The sequence below is a fragment of the Pseudomonas sp. IPO3749 genome, from assembly GCF_013386605.1.
GTDB lineage: Bacteria > Pseudomonadota > Gammaproteobacteria > Pseudomonadales > Pseudomonadaceae > Aquipseudomonas > Aquipseudomonas azotoformans_A.
Genome location: NZ_JACARN010000010.1, coordinates 97,143 through 122,236 on the forward strand (window position 1 = coordinate 97,143; position 25,094 = coordinate 122,236).

Consider the following 25,094-nt stretch of genomic DNA (forward strand, 5'->3'; position numbering starts at 1 on the left):
CTCTCACACCCCGTCCGTGGAGCCGCTTTGGTGGTCACTGAAATCGCTTCCCGCGACCGTCTGCAACCGTCCCTGTTGGACCGGCTGACCGACGACGATCCAACCAATCCCAAGGAAAGCGCCGACAAACGCGTGCTGTCCCTGACCCAATTGAAAGCCTCGGTGCTGCGCGACCTGGCGTGGCTGCTCAACACCACGTCGTTGCTCGATGCCGATGCCACGTTGCACACCCCGGCCGGTACTTCGGTGGTCAACTACGGCCTGCCGGCGCTGGCGGGCAACAGTGTTTCCAGTGTGGATATCAAGGCGCTGGAAGCGTTGATCTACCAGGCTATCGCCACCTTTGAACCGCGCATTTTGCGCCACACCTTGCGTGTAAAAGCCCGCGTCGGCCATGGCGAGATGAACCATAACGCGCTGAGTTTCGAGATCGAAGGCGACCTGTGGGCACAGCCGGTGCCGTTGCGCCTGCTGCTGCAAACCGATCTCGACCTGGAGTCCGGCCACGTGCGTGTCGTGAATGCCGACCAGCGGAGACGCCCATGAACCCGCGCCTGCTGGAGCTGTACAACCAGGAACTGCACCACGTGCGCGAAAGCGCCGCCGAGTTCGCCAAGGAATACCCGAAAATCGCCAGTCGGCTGACCCTGTCCGGTATGGACTGCGCCGACCCGTATGTCGAACGTTTGCTTGAGGGCTTTGCCTACCTCACGGCCCGCGTGCAGCTCAAGCTCGACGCCGAGTACCCGACCTTCACCCACAACCTGCTGGAAATTGCTTACCCGCATTACCTGGCGCCCACGCCATCGATGACCGTGGTGCAATTGCAGACCGACCCGGACGAGGGCTCCCTGGCCAGTGGTTTCCCGCTGCCCCGCGACACCGTTTTGCGCGCCGCGCTGGGCCGCGAAACCCAGACCTGTTGCGAGTACCGCACCGCGCATCCGGTGACGCTGTGGCCGTTGCAGGTGAGCAACGCCGAATACTTCGGCAACCCCGCCGCCGTGTTGGGTCGCCTGGCCGCCAGTGAGCCGAAAGCCAAGGCCGGCCTGCGCCTGACCCTGCGCACCGGCGCCGAATTACCGTTCAACAGCCTCGACCTGGATAACCTGCCGCTCTATCTCAGCGGTGCCGACGAGCAACCCTTCCGCCTTTACGAGCAACTGCTGGGCAATGCCTGCGCGGTGTTTGCACGCCAACCGGGTGGCGATTGGGTCGAGCGCCTGCCGCAGGATGCACTGCGCTCCCGTGGTTTTGACGATGCCGACGCCGCCATGCCGGTGGTCGCACGCGCGTTCCAGGGCTATCGCTTGTTGCAGGAATACTTCGCCCTGCCCCACCGTTACTTGTTCGTCGAGTTCGCCGAGCTGAGCCGTGCGGTCAAGCGTTGCGACGGCCAGGAGCTGGAGCTGATCGTGTTGTTTGACCGCCATGAGCCGAGCCTGGAAGGCAGCGTCGGCGCGGCGCAGTTCCTGCCGTTCTGCACGCCGGCAATCAACCTGTTCCCCAAGCGCGTCGACCGTATCCACTTGTCCGACCGGGTCAACGAACACCATGTGATCGCTGACCGCACGCGGCCGATGGACTTCGAGATTCACTCCTTGAGCGGCATCACCGGTCACGGCACAGGGCCGGAGCAACCGTTTTTGCCGTTCTATGCGGTGCGTGATCCGTCGCGCTATGGCCGTGATCAGGCCTATTACACGGTACGCCGCGAGCCGCGCGTGCTGTCCAGCGACCAGCGCCGCAACGGTCCACGCTCCACCTATGTGGGCAGCGAGACCTTTGTCAGCCTGGTGGACAGCCGCCAAGCGCCCTACGGCCATGACCTGCGCCAACTCGGCGTGACGGCGCTGTGCACCAACCGCGATTTGCCCCTGTTCATGAGCATCGGCAACGGCAAGACCGACTTCACCCTGGCCGACAGCGCCCCGGTGCTGTCTGTACGTTGCGTGGCTGGCCCGAGCCGCCCGCGCGCCAGCCATGCCCATGACGCCAAGGCCTGGCGCTTGATCAGCCAGTTGTCGCTGAACTACCTGTCCCTGAGCGAACAGGGACAAGGCGCGGCAGCCTTGCGCGAACTGCTGCGCTTGTACGGCGACAGCAACGACGCCGCCCTGCAATTGCAGATCGAAGGCCTGCGCGAGGTCAGCAGCAAAGCCGTGACCCGACGTTTGCCGATGCCCGGCCCGATCGTGTTTGGCCGTGGCCTGGAAATCACCTTGGAGTTTGATGAAAACGCGTTTCGCGGTACCGGCGTGTTCCTGCTCGGTGCGGTGCTGGAACGCTTCCTGGCACGCTACGTGTCGATCAACAGTTTTACCGAGACGGTGATCCGTACCACCGAACGCGGCGAGATCATGCGATGGAAAGCCAAGCCCGGACGGCGTCCGACCCTGTGAACACACTGGATGCGATGCATCAGGAGCCCTGGGAATACGATTTCTTCCAGGCGCTGCGGCGTATCGAGTGCGAATCGCCGGAGCTACCGCGCCTGGGCCATTCCCTGCGCCTGGCGGATGACCCGCTGCGCCTGGGGCAACAGGCTGATTGCACCTTTGCGCCGGCCACCCTGGCCTCGGTCGATCCCGGTGGTGAGGGCAAGCCGGCACGGCTGGAGCAATTCTTCTTTGGCCTTGGCGGCCCCAATGGCCCGCTGCCGCTGCACATCACCGAATACGTGCGCGAGCGTCAGCGCAACAATGCCGACAGCACCAGCAAACAGTTCCTGGATGTGTTCCACCATCGCCTGCTCAGCTTGTTTTACCGGGCCTGGGCCGAGGCGCGGCCGACGGTCAGCCACGACCGACCGGATGATGATTACTGGTCCGCGCGCCTCGCTGCGTTGAGTGGACGGGGCATGCCGAGCCTGCTGAATCAGGGCCTCATCCCGGACACTGCGAAATTGCATTACAGCGGCCATCTGTCGGCGCAAACCCGCTATCCAGACGGCCTTAAAGCCATTCTCAGCGAATACTTCGGCCTGCCGGTGGAGATTGAAGAATACGTCGGCCAATGGCTGGAGTTGCCCGAGCGCAGCCGCGTCAACGTGAGCGCCAACCGCCTGGGCTTGGACTTTTGCCTGGGCAGTTTCGTGTGGGACCGCCAGCACAAATTCCGCATCCGCCTGGGCCCGCTCACGCTGGATGACTACATGGGCATGCTGCCTGGCCACCCGCCGTTCAACGAGCTGGTGGCGTGGGTGGCCGAGTACCTGGGCCATGAACTGGACTGGGACCTCAACCTGGTTTTGCAACAACCCGAAGTGCCGGCGCTGCAACTCAATGGCCAGTTCCGCCTGGGCTTCAACACCTGGCTCGGCAAGCCCGAGCATGACGCCAACGACCTAATCCTGGCCCGGCATTACGCCGATCACGCCACCACCTCAAGGAATCCAGAGCATGGGTGAAATCAGTCGCGCCGCACTGTTCGGCAAACTCAACAGCGTGGCCTACAAGGCCATCGAAGCCGCCACCGTGTTCTGCAAACTGCGGGGCAATCCGTATGTGGAACTGGCCCACTGGTTCCACCAGTTGCTGCAACTGCAGGACTCGGACCTGCACCGCATCATCCGTCAGTTCAACGTGGAGCCGGCGCGCCTGGCCCGTGACCTGACCGAAGCGCTGGACCGTTTGCCGCGTGGCTCGACGTCGATCACCGACCTGTCCTCCCATGTGGAAGAGGCCGTGGAACGCGGTTGGGTCTACGGCAGCCTGATGTTTGGTGAAAGCCAGGTGCGCACTGGCTACCTGGTGCTCGGTATCCTGAAGACGCCAAGCCTGCGCCATGCGCTGTTGGGCTTGTCTGCCGAGTTCGACAAGATCAAGGCCGAAGCCCTGAGCGAGCGTTTCGACGAGTACGTCGGTGATTCGCCGGAGAACGCGCTGAGCGCCAGCGATGGTTTTAATGCCGGTGCCGTGCCCGGTGAAGCCAGCGGTGCCATGGCGCCGAGCGCAATGGGCAAGCAGGAAGCGCTCAAGCGCTTCACCGTTGACCTGACCGAACAGGCGCGCAGCGGCAAACTCGACCCGATTGTTGGCCGTGACGAAGAGATCCGCCAACTGGTCGACATCCTCATGCGCCGCCGCCAGAACAACCCGATCCTCACCGGTGAAGCCGGCGTGGGCAAGACCGCCGTGGTCGAAGGTTTCGCCCTGCGCATCGTCGCCGGTGACGTGCCGCCAGCCCTGAAAGACGTGGAACTGCGCAGCCTCGACGTCGGCCTGCTGCAAGCCGGCGCGAGCATGAAAGGCGAGTTCGAACAGCGCTTGCGCCAGGTCATCGAAGACGTCCAGGCGTCGCCCAAGCCAATCATCCTGTTCATCGACGAAGCGCATACGCTGGTCGGTGCTGGCGGCGCCGCCGGGACTGGCGACGCAGCCAACTTGCTCAAACCTGCATTGGCTCGCGGCACCCTGCGCACCGTCGCCGCGACCACCTGGGCCGAGTACAAGAAGCACATTGAGAAAGACCCGGCCCTGACCCGCCGTTTCCAAGTGGTGCAGGTGGCCGAGCCGTCGGAAGACAAGGCGTTGCTGATGATGCGTGGCGTGGCGTCGACCATGGAGAAACACCACCAGGTGCAGATCCTCGACGAAGCCCTGGAAGCCTCGGTGAAGCTGTCCCACCGCTATATCCCGGCGCGCCAGTTGCCGGACAAGTCCGTGAGCCTGCTGGACACCGCCTGCGCCCGCGTCGCCATCAGCCTGCACGCGGTGCCGGCGGAGGTGGACGACAGCCGCCGTCGCATCGAGGCGCTGGAAACCGAGTTGCAAATCATCGCCCGTGAGCATGCCATCGGCATTGCGATTGGTGCGCGCCAAACCAACACCGAGGCGCTGTTGAGCGCTGAGCGTGAGCGTCTGGCGACCTTGGAAAGCCGCTGGGCCGAAGAGAAAACCCTGGTGGATGAACTGCTCGCCACCCGTGCAACCTTGCGCGAAAAAGCCGGTGTGGTGGACAGTGGCAACGATGAATTGCGCGCCCAACTGGTCGACCTACAACAACGCCTGAGCGCCCTGCAGGGCGAAACCCCGCTGATCCTGCCGACCGTGGATTACCAGGCCGTGGCCTCGGTGGTCGCTGACTGGACCGGCATCCCAGTGGGCCGCATGGCGCGCAATGAATTGGAGACGGTGCTCAACCTCGACCAGCACCTGAAAAAACGCATTATCGGCCAGGACCATGCCTTGCAGATGATCGCCAAGCGCATCCAGACCTCCCGCGCCGGCCTCGACAACCCGAGCAAGCCGATTGGCGTGTTCATGCTGGCCGGCACCTCCGGGGTGGGCAAGACCGAAACTGCCCTGGCCCTGGCCGAAGCCATGTACGGCGGTGAGCAGAACGTCATCACCATCAACATGAGCGAATTCCAGGAAGCCCACACGGTGTCGACCCTCAAGGGCGCGCCTCCCGGCTATATCGGCTACGGCGAAGGCGGCGTGCTGACTGAAGCCGTGCGGCGCAAGCCCTACAGCGTGGTGCTGCTGGACGAGGTGGAAAAAGCCCATCCGGACGTGCATGAGATCTTCTTCCAGGTGTTCGACAAGGGCGTGATGGAGGATGGTGAAGGCCGGGTGATCGACTTCAAGAACACCCTGATCCTGCTGACCACCAACGCCGGCACCGAGCTGATTTCCCAGGTGTGCAAAGACCCGGCGAACATTCCTCAACCGGAAGAAATCGCCAAGGCCCTGCGCCAGCCGCTGCTGGAGATCTTCCCGCCGGCGCTGCTCGGCCGTCTGGTGACCATCCCTTACTACCCGCTCAGCGACGAGATGCTCAAGGCAATCACCCGCCTGCAACTGGGCCGCATCAAGAAGCGCGTAGAGAGCACGCACAAGGTGGCGTTCGATTACGACGACGCGGTGGTCGACCTGATCGTCTCGCGCTGCACCGAGACCGAAAGCGGCGGGCGCATGATCGACACCATTCTGACCAACAGCCTACTGCCGGACATGAGCCGTGAGTTCCTCACGCGCATGCTCGAAGGCAAGCCGCTGGCGGGTGTGCGCATCAGCAGCCGGGATAACGAATTGCACTACGACTTCAGCGACGCGGCCTAAACGATGCCATTCAACCAAGCCTCACGCCTGGCCAAAATCACCAGCCCCCTCGGGCCGGATGTGCTGCTGCTCAATGAAATGGGCGGCGGCGAGGAGCTGGGCAGGCTGTTCAATTACGAGCTGCAACTGACGTCGCTGGACGCCAACATCGACCTCAACCAGTTACTCGGCAAACCCATGAGCGTGGGCCTGCAACTGGCGGACGGTGGCGAGCGGCACTTCCACGGCATCGTCGCGCGGTGCAGCCAGAATATCGACCAGGGCCAGTTCGCCAGTTATCAGGTGACGCTGCGCCCGTGGTTTTGGTTGCTCAGCCGCACGTCGGACTGCCGGATTTTCCAGAACCTGAGCATCCCGCAGATCATCAAGCAGGTGTTTCGCGACCTGGGTTTTTCCGACTTCGAAGACGCCCTGAGCCGGCCCTATCGCGAGTGGGAATACTGCGTGCAGTACCGCGAGACCAGCTTTGATTTCGTCAGCCGCTTGATGGAGCAGGAAGGCATCTACTACTTCTTCCGCCATGAGCAGGACCGCCATGTGCTGGTGCTGGCCGATGCCTACGGCGCCCACACCACGGTGCCGGGCTACGCGTCGATCCCGTACTACCCCAAGGACGAGCAGCAGCGCGAACGCGACCATATGCACAACTGGCACCTGGCGCACGAAGTGCAGCCCGGTTCGCTGGAGCTCAACGACTACGACTTCCAGCGCCCCAGCGCCAGCATCGACGTGCGCTCGGCCATGCCTCGCCCGCACACCGCCGGCGACTATCCGCTGTACGACTACCCCGGCACCTATGTGCAAAGCGAAGACGGCGAGCACTACGCGCGCACCCGCATCGAAGCGCTGCAAACCCTGCATGAACAAATCGAGTTCAGCGGCAATGCTCGCGGCCTGGGCTCGGGGCATTTGTTCAGCCTGACCGGCTTCAGTCGTCAGGACCAGAACCGTGAATACCTGATCGTCGGCTGCCGCTACTACATCGTCCAGGAAAGCCTTGAAAGCGGCGGCGGTTCGGGCTCGGCACAGTTCGAAAGCAGCCTCACCTGCATCGACGCCCAGCAGAGCTTCCGCCCGCTGGCCAACACCCACCGGCCCATCGTCAAAGGCCCGCAGACCGCACTGGTGGTCGGCCCCAAAGGCGAGGAAATCTGGACCGACCAGTACGGCCGCGTGAAGGTGCACTTCTACTGGGACCGTCACGACCAATCCAACGAGAACAGCTCGTGCTGGATTCGCGTGTCGCAATCCTGGGCCGGCAAAAACTGGGGCTCGATGCAGATTCCACGGATCGGCCAGGAAGTGATCGTGAGCTTTCTTGAGGGTGACCCCGACCGGCCGATCATCACCGGGCGGGTCTACAACGCCGAACAGACCGTGCCTTACGACCTGCCGGAAAACGCGACCCAGAGCGGCATGAAAAGCCGTTCGAGCAAGGGCGGCACACCGGCCAACTTCAATGAAATCCGCATGGAGGACAAGAAGGGGTTGGAGCAGTTGTACATCCATGCCGAGCGCAATCAGGACATCGTGGTCGAGGTGGATGAGAGCCATTCGGTGGGACATGACCGCAACAAGAGCATTGGCCATAACGAGACGGTGACCATCGGCAACAACCGTCTGCGCATCGTCAAGCAGGAAGACATCCTTTCGGTAGGCCAGAGGAAGACCGACAGCATCAGCCAGAGCTATGTCATCGAAGTCGGTGAAAACCTGCGCCTGGTCTGCGGCGAAAGCATCCTGGAGTTGAACGCCAGCGGGCAGATCAACCTCACGGGCGTGCAAATCAGCTTCTATGCCAGCGGCGATGCCGAGTTCAACACCGGCGGCGTGCTGCACCTGAACAACGGCGGCGGCCCCGGCGCCACGCCCGATGGCCAGGGCCAGAAAGCCGCCATCGACGCCAATATCAAAGCCGCGTTCCCCGCGCCTAAAAGCTCCTGACGAGACCTGTTTGCCATGACGTACCGGATCAACGAATTCCAGTTTCAACTACCCGCCAGTGAGCTGCAGGACGCAACGATCAATATCCTCAAGTTTCCTGAATTGGGCACCTCCCTGATCGTCAGCCGCAGCCTGCTCGCCGAGGGTGAAACCCTGCACAGCAACTTCAATGACCAACTCCAGCGCCTGGAAAAACAGGTGCAGGACCTGCGTTATCAGCCGGGCGTGGACGTGCGCCTGGGCGCGGCTCAAGAAGTGGAAGGCATCGAGCTGCGCAGCCAGTTCAACAAGGGCAATGACAAGGTGTTCCAGTACCAGTTGGCGCTGGTGCTGCCGGGTACGCGCAAGATGCTCGCGTTGAGTTATGTGAAGGCAGACAAGCTCGGGGACGCCGAGGCGGCGCACTGGGCGACGATTAAGAACTCACTTTCGTTCGACGCTATTTCTTGATGAGCGGCCTGCATGTCTGACGCGTTATGGGCCGCCCGGATGGGCGATGCGCTCTCGCACACTTCGATGATGGCGGACATCCTTGGCGGCGTGCTGGAGGTGGCGGCCAATATCGCGATCACCGCAGTGGCGACCGCCGCCGTCGTTGCCGCCACCGGGATTACCGTCGCGACCGGCGGGCTTGGCTGCTTCCTGTTGGGTGCCGTGGTGGGCACGATTGTCGGCCTGGCCATGAGCAAGACCGGGGCGGACAAGGGCCTGACGAATTTATGCGACACCTTCGCCAACGCACTGTTCCCACCCACAGTGCAGGCCAATATTCTCACAGGCTCTACGGACACTCTGACCAATTCCATCCCGGCTGCCCGCGCCGCTGGGGCGATCAGCTCCCATGTCGCGCCAGCCGGCACCGAGCTGGAAGAACCCACGCCTGAAGCAGAACCCAGCTACCTGGACATGGCCGAGAGTTTCTTCTCGCAGATGTGGCGTCCCACGGTCGCGACGCCCGCGCCCGGCGCCGTACCCAAGCCGCTGGACTTGGTGGTGTGCATGAAGCACCCGCCTATGCCGCCGCAGTTCCTGGCCGAGGGCTCGGATAAGGTCACGATCAACGGCCAACCGGCCGTGCGCAGCGGTGATCGCAGCACCTGCGATGCAACAGTGGTGTCGTCCGGCCTGATTTCCTCCAACGTGACCATTGGCGGCGGCTCGGTGGTCGTGCGCGAGATCCGCAGTGGCAAGACGCCGGGCGTGGGGCTGGCGGTCACGGCGCTGTTGATGCTCAAGGGTGGCAAGGGCAAGTTCTTCAGCAAGTTGCCGTGCATGTTGATCGGCGGGGCCACGTCGATGGCGGTCAGCAGCGCGATGGGGGCCGTGGCGAACGCCGCGATGGGCTCGTCGAACCCGGTGCATGCGGCCACAGGCGCAAAGGTGCTGGGCGATACCGAGGAGCTGGATTTCGTACTGCCCGGCATCCTGCCGATAGACTGGCAGCGCTTCTACAACAGCCGCGATGAGCGCTCGGGCGCAATGTTCGGCGCAGGCTGGAGCGTGCCCTATGAAGTGTGCGTCGAGATCCTGCCCCATTCAGAGGGCGGTGAAACGCTGATTTATACCGATGAGCAAGGTCGGCGTATCGACATGGGCTCGATTCCCTTGGGCGGCGCGGTGTTCAGCGCCGGTGAAGGGCTGGCCGTGCGGCGGCATCTCAATGGGCAGCTGTTGATCGAGAGCGATGACGGGCTCTATCGCTTGCTTGAACCCTCCGCCAACCCGTCGCTGTTGCGCCTGACTCAATTGGGCGACCGAAACGACAACCGCATCTATATCGATTATGACGAAGCCGGGCACATGGTGCGGCTACGCGACACATTCGACCTGGTGCAGGTTGAGTTGATCCGTGATCAGGGCCAGTTGGCGCGCATCGAACGCCTGTTCCCTGATCAGCGCCGAGAAGTGCTGGTCAGCTATGGCTTCGACGCGCAGGGCAACTTGGCTGAAGTGCGCGATGCGACGGGCCAGGTTCAGCGTCGTTTTGCCTACGACAGCGGTCGCAGGATGGTGGAGCATCAACTGCCGACCGGGCTGCGTTGCTTCTACGAATGGTCTCTGGTTGAAGGTGTGGAATGGCGCGTGGTCCGGCACTGGACCGATGAGGGCGACGCTTACCAGTTCGACTATGACTTGCAGGCCGGTATCACCCGTATTACCGACGGCTTGCAACGCGTTAGTACCCGGCATTGGAACACCCAACACCAGATCATTCGGTACAGCGACAACCTCGGCCACACCTGGCTGTTCGACTGGAACGACGAGCGCCAGTTGCTCAGCGCCACCGACCCGCTGGGCGGGCGCTTTGAGTACAGCTACGACGAGGCCGGCAACCTGATCGGTGAAACCGACCCGCTGGGTCGCAGCGATTCGACTTTATGGCTGGAGCATTGGGCGCTGCCACTGGTGGAAACCGATGCCGCCGACAACAGCCAGCACTATCGCTATGACTCACGCGGCAACTGCATCGCTGAAACCGATCCGCTGGGGCATATCACCCGTTACCGCTACGACGACCACGGCCAGGTCGTGGAAATCATCGACGCCACCGGTAAAAGCAAAAAACTGCGCTGGAACCCTTTCGGGCAATTGGCCGAGCACATCGACTGCTCGGGTTACCCCACCCGGTTCAGCTACGACGAGCGCGGCTATCTGCAGCTCATCACCGATGCCCTGGGTGAGCGTACCCAATTCAGCTATGACGCCCAGGGGCGTTTGCTCACCACCCAATTGCCAGACGGCCGTACCGAGCACTATCAGCGTGATGTCAGCGGTCAGCTGGTGGGTTACACAGACCCAGCCGGACACACCACGCTCTACCAACACAACCGCCGTGGCCAAGTCCGTCAACGCACCGACGCCCATGGCCGGCAGGTGCAGTTCGGCTATGACAGCTATGGACGGCTACAAGCGCTGATCAACGAGAACGGCGAGCGTTATCGTTTTGCGTGGGACGCCGGGGATCGGCTGACTGAACAGCAGGACCTCGACGGCAGCGCCAAGCACTACCGCTATGACCCGCTGGATAACATCACGGCGGTGACTGCCGTGCCAGCGCCTTACGGAAATGGCCTGGCCCTGGTGCCCGAAACGCCGCCCGCGCCTATCGTCCATCGATTGCAACGCGATGCGGTGGGCCGGCTGATTGCCAAGACCACCGACGATGGCAGCACCGACTACAGCTACGACGCCGTGGACCAGCTCACGGCGGTCACCTTCACCGACTCGCAGGGCAACTCCCAAGCCCTGGGTTTTGCCTACGACGCCCTCGGCCAACTGCTTTGCGAGCAGAGTTCGGCGGGTAACCTGCAACACCACTACGACGAACTCGGCAACCTGATCCAGACCCAACTGCCGGACGGCCGCTGGCTCAACCGCCTGTATTACGGCAGCGGCCACCTGCACCAGATCAACCTCGACGGCCAGGTCATCAGCGATTTCGAGCGCGACCGCCTGCACCGCGAAGTACTGCGCACCCAGGGCCAGCTCACCACCCGTAGCGAATACGACCGCAGTGGCCGCCTGCGTTCGCGCCAACGCCGCTTGGCAAGTCAGCCATCGTTGATACCGGCAGCTGCGCAAAAACAGTTCGAATACGACCCCGCCGACAACCTGATCGGCAAATTCGACCAACAACCCGCCGCGCAGCACCGCCAACTGCTGCACTACGACGCCACCGGCCGCATCATCGCCAGCCAGGACAGCCTGCACGGCCAGCGCGAAACCTTCGCCTACGACGCCGCCGCCAACCTGCTGGACGGCCCGCAGGCGGGTGCCGGGCTGGTGGTGCATAACAAGTTGCTGACCTATCAGGACAAGCGTTATCGCTACGATGCGTTTGGGCGGATGATTGAAAAACGCAGCGCCAAACGGGGCGTGCAGCGGTTTGCCTACGATGCTGAAAGCCGCTTGATTGAAGTGCGTAACGATGACGGCAGCGTCGTGCGAATGACCTACGACCCGCTGGGCCGACGCATCGAAAAAACCGAGCATGGCAGTGACGGGTATCCGCTGGGAGAAACGCAGTTTGTGTGGGACGGCCTGCGATTGTTGCAGGAGCATAAACACAGCCAGACCAGCCTTTATGTTTACGACGATGACGGCTATGAACCGCTGGCCCGTGTCGACGGCATGGGCCCGTTGCAGAAGATTCGCTACTACCACAACGATCTAAATGGGTTGCCGGAACAACTGACAGAGGCCGATGGGCACAGCGTCTGGCAGGCGACTTACCGGGTGTGGGGCAACACGCTGGAAGAGGTGCGTGAGCCTTATTACATTGAAGAGCAGAACCTGCGGTTCCAGGGGCAGTATCTGGATCGGGAGACGGGGCTGCATTTCAATACGTTCAGGTTTTATGATCCGGATATCGGACGCTTCACGACTCCCGATCCGATTGGGTTGCTGGGTGGCCTGAACCTCTATCAATACGCACCAAATCCCCTGACCTGGATTGACCCATGGGGCTGGGCTTGCAAAAGTGCAGTCAGTGGCAATAAAGGCCGAACCAAGGCGATTCATGACCTGAAGAAGAATGGGTTCAAGGTCGTCGCCGAAGAAGTCACTATGAAGGTGAACGGAAAACGTATCCGGGCCGACTTCGTAGCCAAGGACCGCAACGGGAAATTACATGTATTTGAAGTGAAGCACGGAACCGGAAAGCTGACCCCGAACCAAACTGGCTCTGGGGTCTTCGACATGACTAAGCCAGCCAATACCACTCAACACTTAGGCGGAGGCACAATCAAGCCCTCCGCCGGAACAAAAGGATCGTTCAAAGTTGATACCAAAGGAAAGCCAGGGGTACCGTTAGGCGGAAAAGGCGCAAAGCACAACGCAACCTTCAATCTTCTGATCTACAAGTGAATAACATGAGCCTAGAAATTCGTAAAAATTTGGAAGTGGAGTTACTGACGGAGCTGAAGCAAATTGCGTCTCCCCATGTCGACATGAAGGTGAGCAGAAACAAACTTAGCCTATTTTCAGCGAAGGAGAAACTTGCAGAAATTTACCTCCAACATTTGACCAAAGCCGACGGTTACTACGCGGGAATGGAAATTTATACGTGTGAGGCATTCAGCTTCTGCCTAAGCCAATCCCCCCCCTATAAGAGCCGACTGTTGAACGCGTCATTTTGTTCGAAGACATCCTTATCAGAAGAGACAAAACAGTTCGGCGACGAGCTGGGTGGCATCATTAAAACGCCGGCACCGCAAGAAACAAACCAGGCTGTAAAAAAAATATCTGACCGGTTGAAAACTTTTTATCTGTCAAAGGCGGAGAACTGCATTCTTGGCAGAACTGCACTAATTGATGATGTATTGGCTGAGCCTGACAATTACGCATTCCCGTTTCTCACCATCGTCTTTGCGGCCTATAAAAACAATATCAGCCTGGATTCGGGCGTATTCAAAAAAACACTCGCAACCAAATCTATTTTTGGAAACAAGCAGTTCGATCTGGCGTTAGCGAGCAACATATTGAGTTAAGGATGAAGGGGGACGGATCTATTTAATCCGGATAGGGACTACAAATAAATCTGACCCCTTAGGTCGTAATCAGAAAAAATGTCACAAGGTCTAAGGCTCTCAAAGTAGAACAGGGTAGAGTCAATGGCTGTTCAGTGGCCGCTCAGAGGGCCGGTCAAACTCCTTCGCTTTCAAAAGCCGGGATTAACCCCGTGGGCAACTCACTGCCAAACGCGACGAGATAGAGATTCTGATGAGCAAATATCTGACAACATTGGAAATCGTGCCCTCCACGGAACACCTACAGGCTCACCGCGTTCGAAAGGCCGCGGTACTTTACATTTATCTGCTTACCACCAAGTGCAAGCTGCTTACCGGTGGAATTGCCAAAGTGATTCTCCAGCAAGCGCCCGTGGAAGCAGAGCAAACACACACAAATGTTTGCTCCTACGCTCATCCGTTCAAGCGCTTGCAGAGCCTTCCAGCGGGGGCCACAGACGCCACTATCCGCGAGTGCTTAATCGACGACATCAATGAATCGCTCATATCACTGGCGACGCTCAAGGGTTGGGATACCGATCCAATACATAAGCTTCACGCAGAAATCGTCAAACGTGAGTATCAGTTTTCAGGTACGTCAGGACGCCCACTGAAAAACCCGTCTAACACGCTCACCGCGTCGGCAGCCTGGAACACGGACCAGTACATCAATATAGGCGTGCTGGTCCAACGCTCCAAAGACACCCCTCACGAGTTTTTCACTGCTACACGCATCGGCATCTCCCTCGGACTTTTCGAGTCCCTGTTAGGCCCAGTTGAATGGGTCAACGAAAAAACTGTCCGTCTCTATCAGACAAACAAACGTGACTACTGGGAAATTGATACAAGCTCTCGAGAAGTGATATTCCACTATCCTAGAGCCGAGTCCAATGACGCTCATGGTCAGTTTGATTTGGCAAAAATGTACATTGATGGATGGATAGTCGAACAAGACTTTGAACAAGCCCGACTGTGGCTGGAGCGTGCTGCCGCTCAAGGCTTCTCGCGGGCGGTCAAGCTTTTGCAACGTATGCTTAACGGTGATGAAAACCTGGCTGATCCTGTTATGAATAGCAAGAAATAGCAAAAAGATGAGCGTTCCAGCAAGTTTGTGAAGCTACTCAACAAGGAAGTCAGCCCGTTGTTGGGCGCGGAAAATTACGAGCGCTTTTTTGACTATTTTACGGCAATGGCCTGGCGCTGGTGCCCGACATGCCACCCGCGCCTATCGTGCATCGACTCGAACGTGATGCGGTTGGCCGGCTGGTAGCCAAAACCACGGACGATGGCCACACCGAGTACCGCTACGACGAACTCGCCAACCTGATCCAAACCCAACTGCCGGACGGCCGGTGGCTCAACCGCCTGTATTACGTCAGCGGCCATCTGCACCAGATCAACCTCGATGGTCAGGTCATCAGCGATTTCGAACGCGACAGCCTGCACCGCGAAGTACTACGTACCCAGGGTCAGCTCAGCACCCGCAGCGAATACGACCGCAGTGGCCGCCTGCGTTCGCGCCAACGCCGCTTGGCAAGTCAGCCATCGTTGATGCCGGCGGCTGCGCAAAAGCAGTTCGAATACGACCCCGCCGACAACCTGATCGGCAAACTCGACCAACAACCCGCCGCGCAGCACCGCCAACCTGCTGGACGGCCCGCAGGCGGGTGCCGGGCTGGTGGTGCATAACAAGCTGCTGACCTATCAGGACAAGCGTTATCGCTACGATGCGTTTGGGCGGATGATCGAAAAACGCAGCGCCAAACGGGGCGTGCAGCGGTTTGCCTACGATGCTGAAAGCCGCTTGATTGAAGTGCGTAACGATGACGGCAGCGTCGTGCGAATGACCTACGACCCGCTGGGCCGACGCATCGAAAAAACCGAGCATGGCAGTGACGGGTATCCGCTGGGAGAAACGCAGTTTGTGTGGGATGGACTGCGATTGTTGCAGGAGCATAAACACAGCCAGACCAGCCTCTATGTATACGACGATGACGGCTATGAACCGCTGGCCCGCGTCGACGGCATGGGCCCGTTGCAGAAGATTCGTTACTACCACAACGATCTAAATGGGTTGCCGGAACAACTGACAGAGGCCGATGGGCGAAGCGTCTGGCAGGCGACTTACCGGGTGTGGGGCAACACGCTGGAAGAGGTGCGTGAGCCTTATTACATTGAAGAGCAGAACCTGCGGTTCCAGGGGCAGTACCTGGATCGGGAGACGGGGCTTCACTACAACCTTTTCCGTCATTACGATCCGGACATTGGACGGTTCACGACACCTGACCCCATTGATCTGGAGGGCGGACTCAATCTGTACCAGTATTCGCCCAACCCCTTTACCTGGATTGATCCATGGGGCCTCAAGACCTGTTATCACAAGAGAACCAAGGGTGAAATCAAAAAAATCCGAGCAAACTTTGGCAAAAAAGGTGGAGCTAAAGAGAAATACCTGAAAAAAATGGCCAAAGACCCCAACTCAATTCAAAGATACGGTCAGGCTGGCGTGGATAGAATGAAAAAAGGTCAGGTCCCTGAGGGCTTTGACGTTCACCATAAAAAGCCAATATTCCGAGGCGGTAACAACCGTCAAAGCAATTTGGTACTCATGGATAAGGCGTACCATAAAGCGAATAGCAAAGCTCTGCATTGGTACCCAGAAGGGGAGAATCCGTATGGACTCAACTAGAAACGCGTGCTGCCAAGTCTGTAGCAAGACTTTCGAACTCGATGCCCAGCAACTGAAGGTTGTCGCGCCATTATTAGCGAAAGGTCAGCGCTTCATTATGATCGAGTGCCCGTCCTGTGGTTCCTCTACTCAATACGTTCAAGCCGCAGAGCGTGCTGAACCTACCCCGCCAGTTCAGAATTATCGATGCCCCATTAAACAGTGCACAGGCTGGGTCGATCTGATAGATGAAAAGACTCGCCCTTTCTGGGGTTGCGGAGAGTGCGGAAGTATCTGGTATGAATTTAATAATCTGCAAAAAGAAATCACGGATATTGTTGCAGTGCACCCTTATCGGGCTCGCAGCTATAGAAAACTGAACGGTCAATGGGTCCCGGGGGATCTAAAATCAGAGCCGGCTGATTACGAAGAACTCGTCGGAAAGGAGCCCGCTGACGATCATGATGAGTTGGTCAGAGGATAACGCGCCTCACGAGATCACGGGCCAAACGTCGTAGGACACCCCACAAAAAATGGGCACCCAACCCCGTCGGCGTGCCCATTTTTCCTACCACCCCGCCCCCTTAGAGACGGTAACGCCCTTACGCGTTAACAGTGTCTTTCAGCGATTTGCCCGGTTTGAACGCAACAGTGTTGCTGGCCTTGATTTTCACCGGCTCGCCGGTCTGTGGGTTTTTGCCGGTGCGGGCGCCGCGATGGCGTTGCAGGAAGGTGCCGAAGCCAACCAGGGTGACGCTGTCCTTGCGGTGCAGGGCGCCGGTGATTTCTTCGAGAACGGCGTTGAGGACGCGGTTGGCCTGTTCTTTAGTGAGATCCGCTTTTTCAGCGATGGCGGCTGCGAGTTCTGGTTTACGCATAAGTGAAGCCTCTTTGACGGTTTTTTGTTGTTATGTCCGTGCTGCTCTCTTCTGGAGCAGCGCCCAAAGCGCCGCAGGCTCTACTCTGCGGCAGACGGGAGTGAGGATGGCATGCCCTCGCACGCTCCGCCAGTCTTGCGGCGACCTTTCTAGGGTGAAAAACGCGGTTATTCCGACAGAACGACCGGTATTTACGCCAGCAACGGCGGAAGTTCTTTATTGAGGGCGAGTTTTTCCATCACGGCGCTGCCGGTCAGGGCGTAGCCCAGCAGGCGGCCGCTGGCGTCGCGGCACAGGGCCTTGATGTCGGCACCCTCGCCCTCAACACTCCACACGCCTTCGGTGCCCCGTGGCGGTGGCGAGACCACCAGCGGGCAGACCGGCGTCTTGACGGTCACCGGCATCGGGCCGTAGCTGACCGCCGTGGCGTTGCCGGCCAGGGTCTGGGCCAGCGCGCGGGCGCAGCTCATCAGCGGCATCACGTACAGCAGGTTCAGGCCGTCGACCTCGGCGCAATCGCCCAGGGCATAGATGTTGGCGTGGGAGGTCTTGAGGTGACGGTCCACCATGATCCCGCGATTGGTCTGCAGGCCGGCGGCGGCGGCCAGGTCCACACGCGGGCGCAGGCCGATGGCCGAGACCACCAGGTCGCAGGCGATGACTTCACCGTCCGACAGATGGGCTTCCAGGCCGTCAGCGGTGCGCTGCAGGCGATTGAGTACTGGGCCAAGATGGAAGCGCGCGCCGAGGCTTTGCAGTCCGGCCTGTACCGCTGCGGCTGCGGCCGGGTGCAGCAAGGTCGGCATGACTTGCTCGCAAGGTGCCACCAGGTCGATTTCATAACCGCCCAGGATCAGGTCGTTGGCGAATTCACAGCCGATCAAGCCCGCGCCAAGCAGCAATACGCGGCGCTTGCCGGCAGCGGCGGCACGGAAGCGAGCGTAATCTTCGAGGTCATTGATGGGGAAAATCAGCTCAGCCGCATCACCTTCCACCGGTACACGCACGGTTTCGGCGCCCCAGGCCAGGATCAGGTCGCGGTAAGCCACCGCTTCCTCACCGATCCACAAGCGCCTGTGGCCCGGGTCGATGCCGCTGACGCGAGTGTGAGTGCGCACTTCGGCCTTGAGTTGCTCGGCCATGGCGCCAGGTTCAGCCATGCTCAGGCCATCGGCTTCCTTGTTCTTGCCAAAACCGGTGGAGAGCATGGGCTTGGAGTAGGAACGCCCGTCATCGGCGGTGATCAGCAACAAGGGGGTCTCGCTGTCGAGCTTGCGAAACTCCCGGGCCACGTTGTAACCGGCCAATCCTGTGCCGATGATCACGACAGGTGCGTTCATTCCTTTCTCCTTGTAGTACTTATCTGAAAACCAAAAATCAGCCGATTTCGATCATTTCGAAATCCATTTTGCCCACGCCGCAGTCCGGACACAGCCAGTCTTCCGGGACGTCTTCCCAACGGGTGCCAGGCAGAATTCCATCATCCGGCCAGCCGTCTTTCTCGTCATAGATCAGGCCACAGACTACACATTGCCACTTCTTCATCACTTGCTTCCTCAGGGTCAGGCATCTTGGCCGACGGTCGATAGACCCGCGTTGCCGTGCGGCTCAGGGCGTTTTGTACTGATCGGGGCCGGCAGATGCAAGCACGATCGACGCAAACAGCCGGTTCGGTCCGGCAAAAACCAGAGGCGTCATGGTAAGCTCGCCGCCTCTTTTGCTGCCAATACTGACTCACCGTGCCGCACTCAATCGACCCTCCCGATGCTTGCCAATGGCTGATCCAGAGCCTTCTGCACCCCGCGCCTGCGCCCTTGACGCTTAATTGGCTGTTCAACGAAGACTCGCTGACACGGCGGCTGACGTGGCTGTCCAACGAGGGTTTCAGCGTGACGCCGCTGTTCGAGGGCTGGCAGCCGTTGCGAGACGATGAATGCGCCGCCCTGGCATTGCCACCGGCCAGTATCGGCTGGGTGCGCGAGGTGTATTTGCGCGGGCATGGCCAGCCTTGGGTGTTCGCGCGCAGTGTGGCGGCACGCAGCGCCTTGCAGGGCGACGGCTTGCATATGGATGAGTTGGGCAGCCGCTCACTGGGCGAATTGCTGTTCTGCGACCAGGCATTCACGCGCCAGGCCATCGAGGTGTGCCATTACCCAATAGAATGGCTGCCTGCGGCGGATCAGGTCGACGGACTATGGGCGCGCCGTTCACGTTTTGATCGCGGGCCGCTGAGCGTGTTGGTCGCAGAGGTCTTTCTGCCCAGCTTCTGGCACGCGTTGCACGCCCATCCGGAGAACTGCTGATGTACCAGCGTCTGCTCAAATCCCTGAACCACTTGAACCCGAGGGCCTGGGATTTCATCCAACTGACCCGCATGGACAAGCCCATCGGCATCTACCTGCTGCTGTGGCCAACGCTGTGGGCGCTGTGGATCGCCGGCAAGGGCTCGCCGTCCCTGCTCAATATCGTGATTTTTGTACTGGGTGTGGTGCTGACCCGCGCCGGTGGTTGCGTGATCAATGACTGGGCCGACCGCAAGGTCGACGGCCATGTGAAGCGCACCGAGCAGCGCCCGCTGGTGAGCGGCAAGATCAGTTCGAAAGAGGCGCTGGTGTTTTTCGCGGTGCTGATGGGCATCAGTTTCCTGCTGGTGCTGCTGACCAACGCCACCACCATCCTACTGTCCCTCGGAGGCCTGGCCCTGGCGGCGAGCTACCCGTTCATGAAGCGCTACACCTACTACCCGCAGGTGGTGCTGGGGGCGGCGTTTTCCTGGGGCATGCCGATGGCGTTCACCGCCGAGACCGGCAGCCTGCCCGCCACCGCGTGGCTGCTGTATATCGCCAACCTGTTGTGGACGGTGGGCTACGACACCTATTACGCGATGACCGATCGCGATGACGACTTGAAGATCGGCGTTAAATCCACGGCCATCCTGTTTGGTGAAGCTGATCGCGTGATCATTCTGACCTTGCAGGGGCTGTCGCTGGCGTGCCTGTTGCTGGCCGGAGCCCGGTTTGAGCTGGGCGGCTGGTTTCACCTGGGGCTGCTGGCAGCGGCGGGCTGCTTTGCCTGGGAGTTCTGGTATACACGGGACAAGGATCGGATGAAGTGCTTCAAGGCGTTTTTGCACAACCACTGGGCGGGGTTGGCGATCTTTGTCGGGATTGTGGCGGATTACGCATTTCGATGAGGGGCCAGGCCCCTCACCGTTAGGGGTATGCATCAAGGTTTGGCGACTTTCCAGGCCCCGTCCATTTTGCCCTCACCGGTCATGTCGCCCGCCTTCTTGTCCATGATGAAGGTATAGAGCGGCTTTCCGCTGTAAGCCCATTGGCTTTTCTGATCGTCACGGGTGATGACGGTCCATTTCCCCATGGGTTTATCGGTGGACTCAGCCATCAGCGGTGGCCAGTTGGTGGCGCACTTGTCGTTGCACATGGACTTGCCATCGGCGTCCTTGGCAAAGGTGTATAGCGTCATGCCCTTGTGATCGACCAGCATCCCGTCTTTCGTCATCGCGGGTTCCGCCGCGAACGCCAGGGTCGGCAGCGTCAACGCCGCCGTTACCAGCAGGGCTTTCCAGGAAATCGTGCTGTAAGTCATCGGAACCTTCCTTTTGTGGTTGTCAGGATTCGGACCCAAAGCGTAGTCCAGAGAGGCGGGAATTGCCTGAGCGACTAAATTACTGTCACACGACTGCAATAATTCCGTTATCTAATGCGGCGCAAGACAGTTAAATGACAAGAGGATTTTTGAGCATGGTTGGCAGGAGCATTCTGATTGTTGACGACGAAGCGCCCATCCGCGAGATGATCGCCGTTGCGTTGGAAATGGCCGGCTACGACTGCCTGGAGGCCGAGAACTCCCAGCAGGCCCATGCCATTATCGTCGACCGCAAGCCGGACCTGATCCTGCTGGACTGGATGCTGCCCGGCACCTCCGGCATCGAGCTGGCCCGCCGCCTCAAGCGTGACGAGCTGACCGGGGATATCCCGATCATCATGCTCACCGCCAAAGGCGAAGAGGACAACAAGATCCAGGGCCTGGAAGTTGGCGCAGATGATTACATCACCAAGCCGTTTTCCCCACGCGAGTTGGTAGCGCGTCTGAAAGCCGTGCTGCGCCGTGCCGGCCCGACCGATGGCGAAGCGCCCATCGAAGTCGGCGGCCTGCTGCTGGACCCAATCAGCCACCGCGTGACCATCGACGGCAAGCCAGCCGAGATGGGCCCGACCGAATATCGCCTGCTGCAATTCTTCATGACCCATCAGGAGCGCGCCTACACCCGCGGCCAATTGCTGGACCAAGTGTGGGGCGGCAACGTGTATGTGGAAGAGCGCACCGTGGACGTGCATATCCGCCGCCTGCGCAAAGCCTTGGGCGATGCCTACGAGAATCTGGTACAAACCGTGCGCGGCACCGGTTATCGGTTTTCCACCAAGGGCTGAGCCTGACTTAACAGCTGACAAGGACGCATGTTCAAGTGAACCAAAACTGGCATGGCACCCTGATCCGCCACATGCTTTTGCTGATCACCGGCTGCCTGTTGGTGGGTTTGGTCAGTGGCTACTACGGCTGGAGCCTGGCAGCCGGCATTGCCTTGTACCTGGGTTGGACCCTCAAGCAATTGCTGCGCCTGCACGAATGGCTGCGCCAGCACAAACCCGATGAAGCACCGCCCGATGGCTACGGCCTGTGGGGCGAAGTGTTCGACAGCATCTACCATTTGCAACGCCGCGACCAACGGGTACGCGGGCGCCTGCAAGCGGTGATCGACCGGGTGCAGGAATCCACCGCCGCGTTGAAAGATGCGGTGATCATGCTCGACAGCGACGGCAACCTGGAATGGTGGAACCGCGCCGCCGAGACCCTGCTGGGCCTCAAGACGCCCCAGGACAGCGGCCAGCCGGTGACCAATCTGGTGCGCCATCCGCGCTTCAAGGAGTACTTCGAACAGGAGAACTACGAAGAAGCCCTGGAAATCCCCTCGCCCACCAATGACCGCGTGCGTATCCAGCTGTACCTGACGCGCTACGGCAACAATGAACACCTGATGCTGGTGCGCGACGTCACCCGCATCCACCAGCTGGAACAGATGCGCAAAGACTTCGTCGCCAACGTCTCACACGAGTTGCGCACACCGCTGACGGTAATCTGCGGCTATCTGGAGACGCTGCTGGACAACGTCGACGAGATCAATCCGCGCTGGAGCCGTGCCCTGCAGCAGATGCAGCAGCAAGGCTCACGTATGCAGACACTGCTCAACGACCTGCTGTTGCTGGCCAAGTTGGAGGCCACCGATTACCCCTCGGACAACCATCCCGTCGCCGTGCAAAGCCTGCTGCAGACCATCAAGAACGACGCCCAGGCCCTGTCCGGCCAACGCGGGCAACAGATCACCCTGGAAGCCGACCCGGCCGTGCTGCTCAAAGGCAGCGAAGGCGAATTGCGCAGTGCGTTTTCCAACCTGGTGTTCAACGCCGTGAAGTACACCCAGGACAAAGGCAATATCCGCATCCGCTGGTGGGCCGACGAACAGGGAGCGCACCTGAGCGTGCAGGACTCCGGCATCGGCATCGACGCCAAGCACCTGCCGCGCCTGACCGAGCGTTTCTACCGTGTCGACTCCAGCCGTAACTCCAACACCGGCGGCACCGGGCTTGGCCTGGCGATCGTCAAGCACGTGCTGCTGCGTCACCGCGCGCGCCTGGAGATCAGCAGCGTATTGGGCCATGGCAGTACGTTTACCTGCCATTTCCCGCCGGCACAGATGACCCGATCGAAGGCAATTGATCAGGACACCTGACGGCCCGCCCGGCAGTGGGCACTAGGCAAGCGCCCCGTCAGCCGCTACATTGGCCGACTTGCGCCTGCCTCTCAGGCCCACCTGCCACCCCTTATTGAACACACGGAACCTGCAAAACCCCATCATGGACCCTTCCCCTGGTATCACCCTCGCTACACTCTTCGCCGACTTCGGCATGATTCTTTTTGCACTGATCCTGGTACTGCTCAACGGTTTCTTCGTTGCGGCGGAATTTGCCATGGTCAAATTGCGCGCCACTCGGGTCGAGGCCATCGCCCACAAGAACGGCTGGCGCGGGCAGATCCTGCGCACCGTGCACAGCCAGCTCGACGCCTACCTGTCGGCCTGCCAGCTGGGTATCACCCTCGCCTCCCTGGGCTTGGGCTGGGTCGGTGAGCCGGCCTTCGCGCACATCCTTGAGCCGCTGCTGGGCGCCGTGGGCGTCGAGTCGCCGGAAGTGATCAAGGGCGTGTCGTTCTTTGCAGCGTTCTTCGTGATTTCCTACCTGCACATTGTGGTCGGTGAGCTGGCGCCCAAGTCTTGGGCGATTCGCAAACCCGAACTGCTGTCGTTGTGGACGGCGGTGCCGCTGTACCTGTTCTACTGGGCCATGTACCCGGCGATCTACCTGCTCAACGCCAGCGCCAACGCCATCCTGCGCATCGCCGGCCAAGGCGAACCCGGCCCGCACCACGAACACCATTACAGCCGTGAAGAACTCAAGCTTATCCTGCACTCCAGCCGTGGCCAGGACCCGAGCGACCAAGGCATGCGCGTGCTGGCCTCCGCCGTGGAAATGGGCGAGCTGGAAGTGGTGGACTGGGCCAACTCCCGGGAAGACCTGGTGACCCTGGACTTCAATGCCCCGCTCAAGGAAATCCTCGCGCTGTTCCGCCGCCACAAATTCAGCCGCTACCCGGTGTATGACGCGGTGCGCAACGAATTCGTGGGCCTGCTGCACATCAAGGACCTGCTACTGGAACTGGCGGCCCTGGACCACATCCCCGAGTCGTTCAACCTGGCCGAGCTGACCCGCCCGCTGGAGCGTGTGTCGCGGCACATGCCGCTGTCGCAGCTGCTGGAGCAGTTCCGTAAAGGCGGCGCGCACTTCGCCCTGGTGGAAGAGGCCGACGGCAAGATCATCGGCTACCTGACCATGGAAGACGTGCTGGAAGTGCTGGTGGGCGATATCCAGGACGAACACCGCAAGGCCGAACGCGGCATCCTGGCCTACCAGCCGGGCAAGCTGCTGGTACGTGGCGACACGCCGCTGTTCAAGGTCGAGCGCCTGCTGGGCGTGGACCTGGACCACATCGAAGCCGAAACCCTGGCCGGCCTGATCTACGACACCCTCAAGCGCGTGCCGGAAGAGGAAGAAGTGCTGGAGGTGGAAGGCTTGCGCATCATCATCAAGAAGATGAAAGGGCCGAAGATCGTGTTGGCCAAGGTGCTGCTGCTGGATTGATCGTCAATTGCCCAATGCAAAATTGGGCAATGCGCCGACCGGCTGGTTAAACTCATACGGGATCGACACCAGCCCCGCCTCGGTGGCGCGCTGCACCACAAAATGCAGATGCGGCCCGCTGCTGTTGCCGGTATTGCCCGACAACCCCAGCGGGTTTCCTACCGCCACACGCTGCCCAACCCTGACACTGACCGAGCCTTGCTTGAGGTGCAGGTACACCGCCTCACTGCCGTCGTCATGACGCACTCGCACAAAATTCCCGGACGCATCATTGCCACGCCCGACCTGCTCATTCTCGGTCTTCACCACCCTTCCGCTGCGTGCCGCAATAATCGGCGTGCCCTCGGGCATGGCGATGTCCATGGCGTAGCGGCTCTTGGCGTCGGTATGGCTGAAGCTGCCGTTGGGGCCTTGGCTCAGGCGAAACGGGCCGCCACGCCAGGGCAAAGGGTAACGGTAGGCCTGCTGTTGATCACTCGGTTTGGGCACGACCAGCATCGGCGGCTTCACGCGTTCAACCCTGCGCTCCTGGATCACAAACGCCTGGGCGCCCGGGGTATGCCGGTCACTGAAAAACACCACGCCGTTGGCATCGGTGGATTTGTAGAGGGTCATGGCCTGGGCCGACAAAGCGACCGTTGCCAGCCCACCGCACAGCAATAAGCGCATGAGCATGGCGTGAACCTGCCGGGATGACTGACCGGCAGGCTAACAAGGGATCGTTACAGTCTGTAGTGAGCGGGCTTGCCCCGCGCTGG

At 60.4% G+C, this 25,094-nt stretch carries 19 protein-coding genes and 1 pseudogene; 15 read left to right on the top strand and 5 right to left on the bottom strand.

Annotated elements, in window-relative coordinates; translation table 11 throughout:
* The first annotated feature begins 30 nt into the window (after positions 1–30).
* From tssE to HX812_RS04415, 10 genes and pseudogenes are all read left to right on the top strand, one after another.
* Positions 31–546, top strand: coding sequence for a type VI secretion system baseplate subunit TssE (gene tssE / locus HX812_RS04370; RefSeq protein WP_005792513.1), 516 nt, complete (start codon positions 31–33; stop codon positions 544–546).
* Positions 543–2,402, top strand: a complete 1,860-nt coding sequence (tssF, locus tag HX812_RS04375; RefSeq protein WP_038847798.1) for a type VI secretion system baseplate subunit TssF — start codon at positions 543–545, stop codon at positions 2,400–2,402. The genes tssE and tssF overlap by 4 nt, the downstream gene beginning before the upstream one ends.
* A complete protein-coding gene (gene tssG, locus HX812_RS04380; protein ID WP_038847799.1) occupies positions 2,366–3,409 on the top strand; it encodes a type VI secretion system baseplate subunit TssG in 1,044 nt (347 codons plus the stop codon). The genes tssF and tssG overlap by 37 nt, the downstream gene beginning before the upstream one ends.
* Positions 3,402–6,065: a type VI secretion system ATPase TssH gene (tssH, locus tag HX812_RS04385; protein WP_038847801.1), complete on the top strand. Its 2,664-nt coding sequence runs from the start codon at positions 3,402–3,404 to the stop codon at positions 6,063–6,065. Before tssG ends, tssH begins: the two co-directional genes overlap by 8 nt.
* A gap of 3 nt (positions 6,066–6,068) precedes the next feature.
* Positions 6,069–8,009 (top strand): type VI secretion system Vgr family protein, encoded by a 1,941-nt coding sequence (locus HX812_RS04390; RefSeq protein ID WP_038847802.1) that lies wholly within the window; start codon positions 6,069–6,071, stop codon positions 8,007–8,009.
* A 15-nt stretch (positions 8,010–8,024) separates the two neighbouring features.
* Positions 8,025–8,459, top strand: a complete 435-nt coding sequence (locus tag HX812_RS04395) for a DcrB-related protein (protein WP_038847803.1) — start codon at positions 8,025–8,027, stop codon at positions 8,457–8,459.
* A gap of 12 nt (positions 8,460–8,471) precedes the next feature.
* Entirely contained in the window at positions 8,472–12,875 is a 4,404-nt protein-coding gene (locus tag HX812_RS04400) for an RHS repeat-associated core domain-containing protein (RefSeq protein ID WP_177128196.1), read from the top strand.
* Between the two features lie 5 nt (positions 12,876–12,880).
* Complete coding sequence (locus HX812_RS04405; protein ID WP_038848490.1) at positions 12,881–13,498, top strand: hypothetical protein; 618 nt, start codon at positions 12,881–12,883, stop codon at positions 13,496–13,498.
* 232 nt (positions 13,499–13,730) lie between these two features.
* On the top strand, positions 13,731–14,600 hold the full coding sequence (locus tag HX812_RS04410) for a tetratricopeptide repeat protein (protein ID WP_038848487.1): 870 nt from the start codon (positions 13,731–13,733) through the stop codon (positions 14,598–14,600).
* A 98-nt stretch (positions 14,601–14,698) separates the two neighbouring features.
* Positions 14,699–15,881 (top strand): annotated as a pseudogene (locus HX812_RS04415) (RHS repeat domain-containing protein); the annotation flags it as partial.
* A 905-nt stretch (positions 15,882–16,786) separates the two neighbouring features.
* On the opposite strand, the gene HX812_RS04425 reads toward HX812_RS04415, so the two are convergent.
* From HX812_RS04425 to HX812_RS04435, 3 genes are all read right to left on the bottom strand, one after another.
* Positions 16,787–17,062, bottom strand: coding sequence for an HU family DNA-binding protein (locus HX812_RS04425; RefSeq protein WP_003176958.1), 276 nt, complete (start codon positions 17,060–17,062; stop codon positions 16,787–16,789).
* Positions 17,063–17,253: 191 nt separating this feature from the next.
* Positions 17,254–18,402, bottom strand: a complete 1,149-nt coding sequence (locus HX812_RS04430) for an NAD(P)/FAD-dependent oxidoreductase (RefSeq protein WP_038845538.1) — start codon at positions 18,400–18,402, stop codon at positions 17,254–17,256.
* A gap of 37 nt (positions 18,403–18,439) precedes the next feature.
* Entirely contained in the window at positions 18,440–18,607 is a 168-nt protein-coding gene (locus tag HX812_RS04435) for a rubredoxin (protein WP_015886569.1), read from the bottom strand.
* A 194-nt stretch (positions 18,608–18,801) separates the two neighbouring features.
* Between HX812_RS04435 and HX812_RS04440 the strand changes: the two genes are divergently transcribed.
* Both HX812_RS04440 and ubiA read left to right on the top strand, forming a co-directional pair.
* Positions 18,802–19,365 carry a chorismate lyase gene (locus tag HX812_RS04440; RefSeq protein WP_038845534.1) on the top strand — a complete coding sequence of 188 codons (564 nt, stop codon included), beginning with the start codon at positions 18,802–18,804 and terminating at the stop codon, positions 19,363–19,365.
* Positions 19,365–20,255 (top strand): 4-hydroxybenzoate octaprenyltransferase, encoded by an 891-nt coding sequence (ubiA, locus tag HX812_RS04445; RefSeq protein ID WP_016978626.1) that lies wholly within the window; start codon positions 19,365–19,367, stop codon positions 20,253–20,255. Before HX812_RS04440 ends, ubiA begins: the two co-directional genes overlap by 1 nt.
* A 32-nt stretch (positions 20,256–20,287) precedes the next feature.
* Here ubiA and HX812_RS04450 read toward each other — a convergent pair whose 3' ends face one another.
* Entirely contained in the window at positions 20,288–20,668 is a 381-nt protein-coding gene (locus HX812_RS04450) for a hypothetical protein (RefSeq protein ID WP_038845531.1), read from the bottom strand.
* Between the two features lie 155 nt (positions 20,669–20,823).
* Between HX812_RS04450 and phoB the strand changes: the two genes are divergently transcribed.
* The 3 genes from phoB (at position 20,824) to HX812_RS04465 (ending at position 24,336) form a co-directional block, all read left to right on the top strand.
* Positions 20,824–21,513: a phosphate regulon transcriptional regulator PhoB gene (gene phoB, locus HX812_RS04455; protein WP_003176964.1), complete on the top strand. Its 690-nt coding sequence runs from the start codon at positions 20,824–20,826 to the stop codon at positions 21,511–21,513.
* A 71-nt stretch (positions 21,514–21,584) separates the two neighbouring features.
* Positions 21,585–22,871, top strand: coding sequence for a phosphate regulon sensor histidine kinase PhoR (phoR, locus tag HX812_RS04460; RefSeq protein ID WP_218170090.1), 1,287 nt, complete (start codon positions 21,585–21,587; stop codon positions 22,869–22,871).
* Between the two features lie 124 nt (positions 22,872–22,995).
* Complete coding sequence (locus tag HX812_RS04465; RefSeq protein WP_010207573.1) at positions 22,996–24,336, top strand: hemolysin family protein; 1,341 nt, start codon at positions 22,996–22,998, stop codon at positions 24,334–24,336.
* Between the two features lie 3 nt (positions 24,337–24,339).
* Here the strand turns inward: HX812_RS04465 and HX812_RS04470 are convergent, their stop codons facing one another.
* Positions 24,340–25,011, bottom strand: coding sequence for a M23 family metallopeptidase (locus HX812_RS04470; RefSeq protein ID WP_038845528.1), 672 nt, complete (start codon positions 25,009–25,011; stop codon positions 24,340–24,342).
* Positions 25,012–25,094 lie beyond the last annotated feature (83 nt).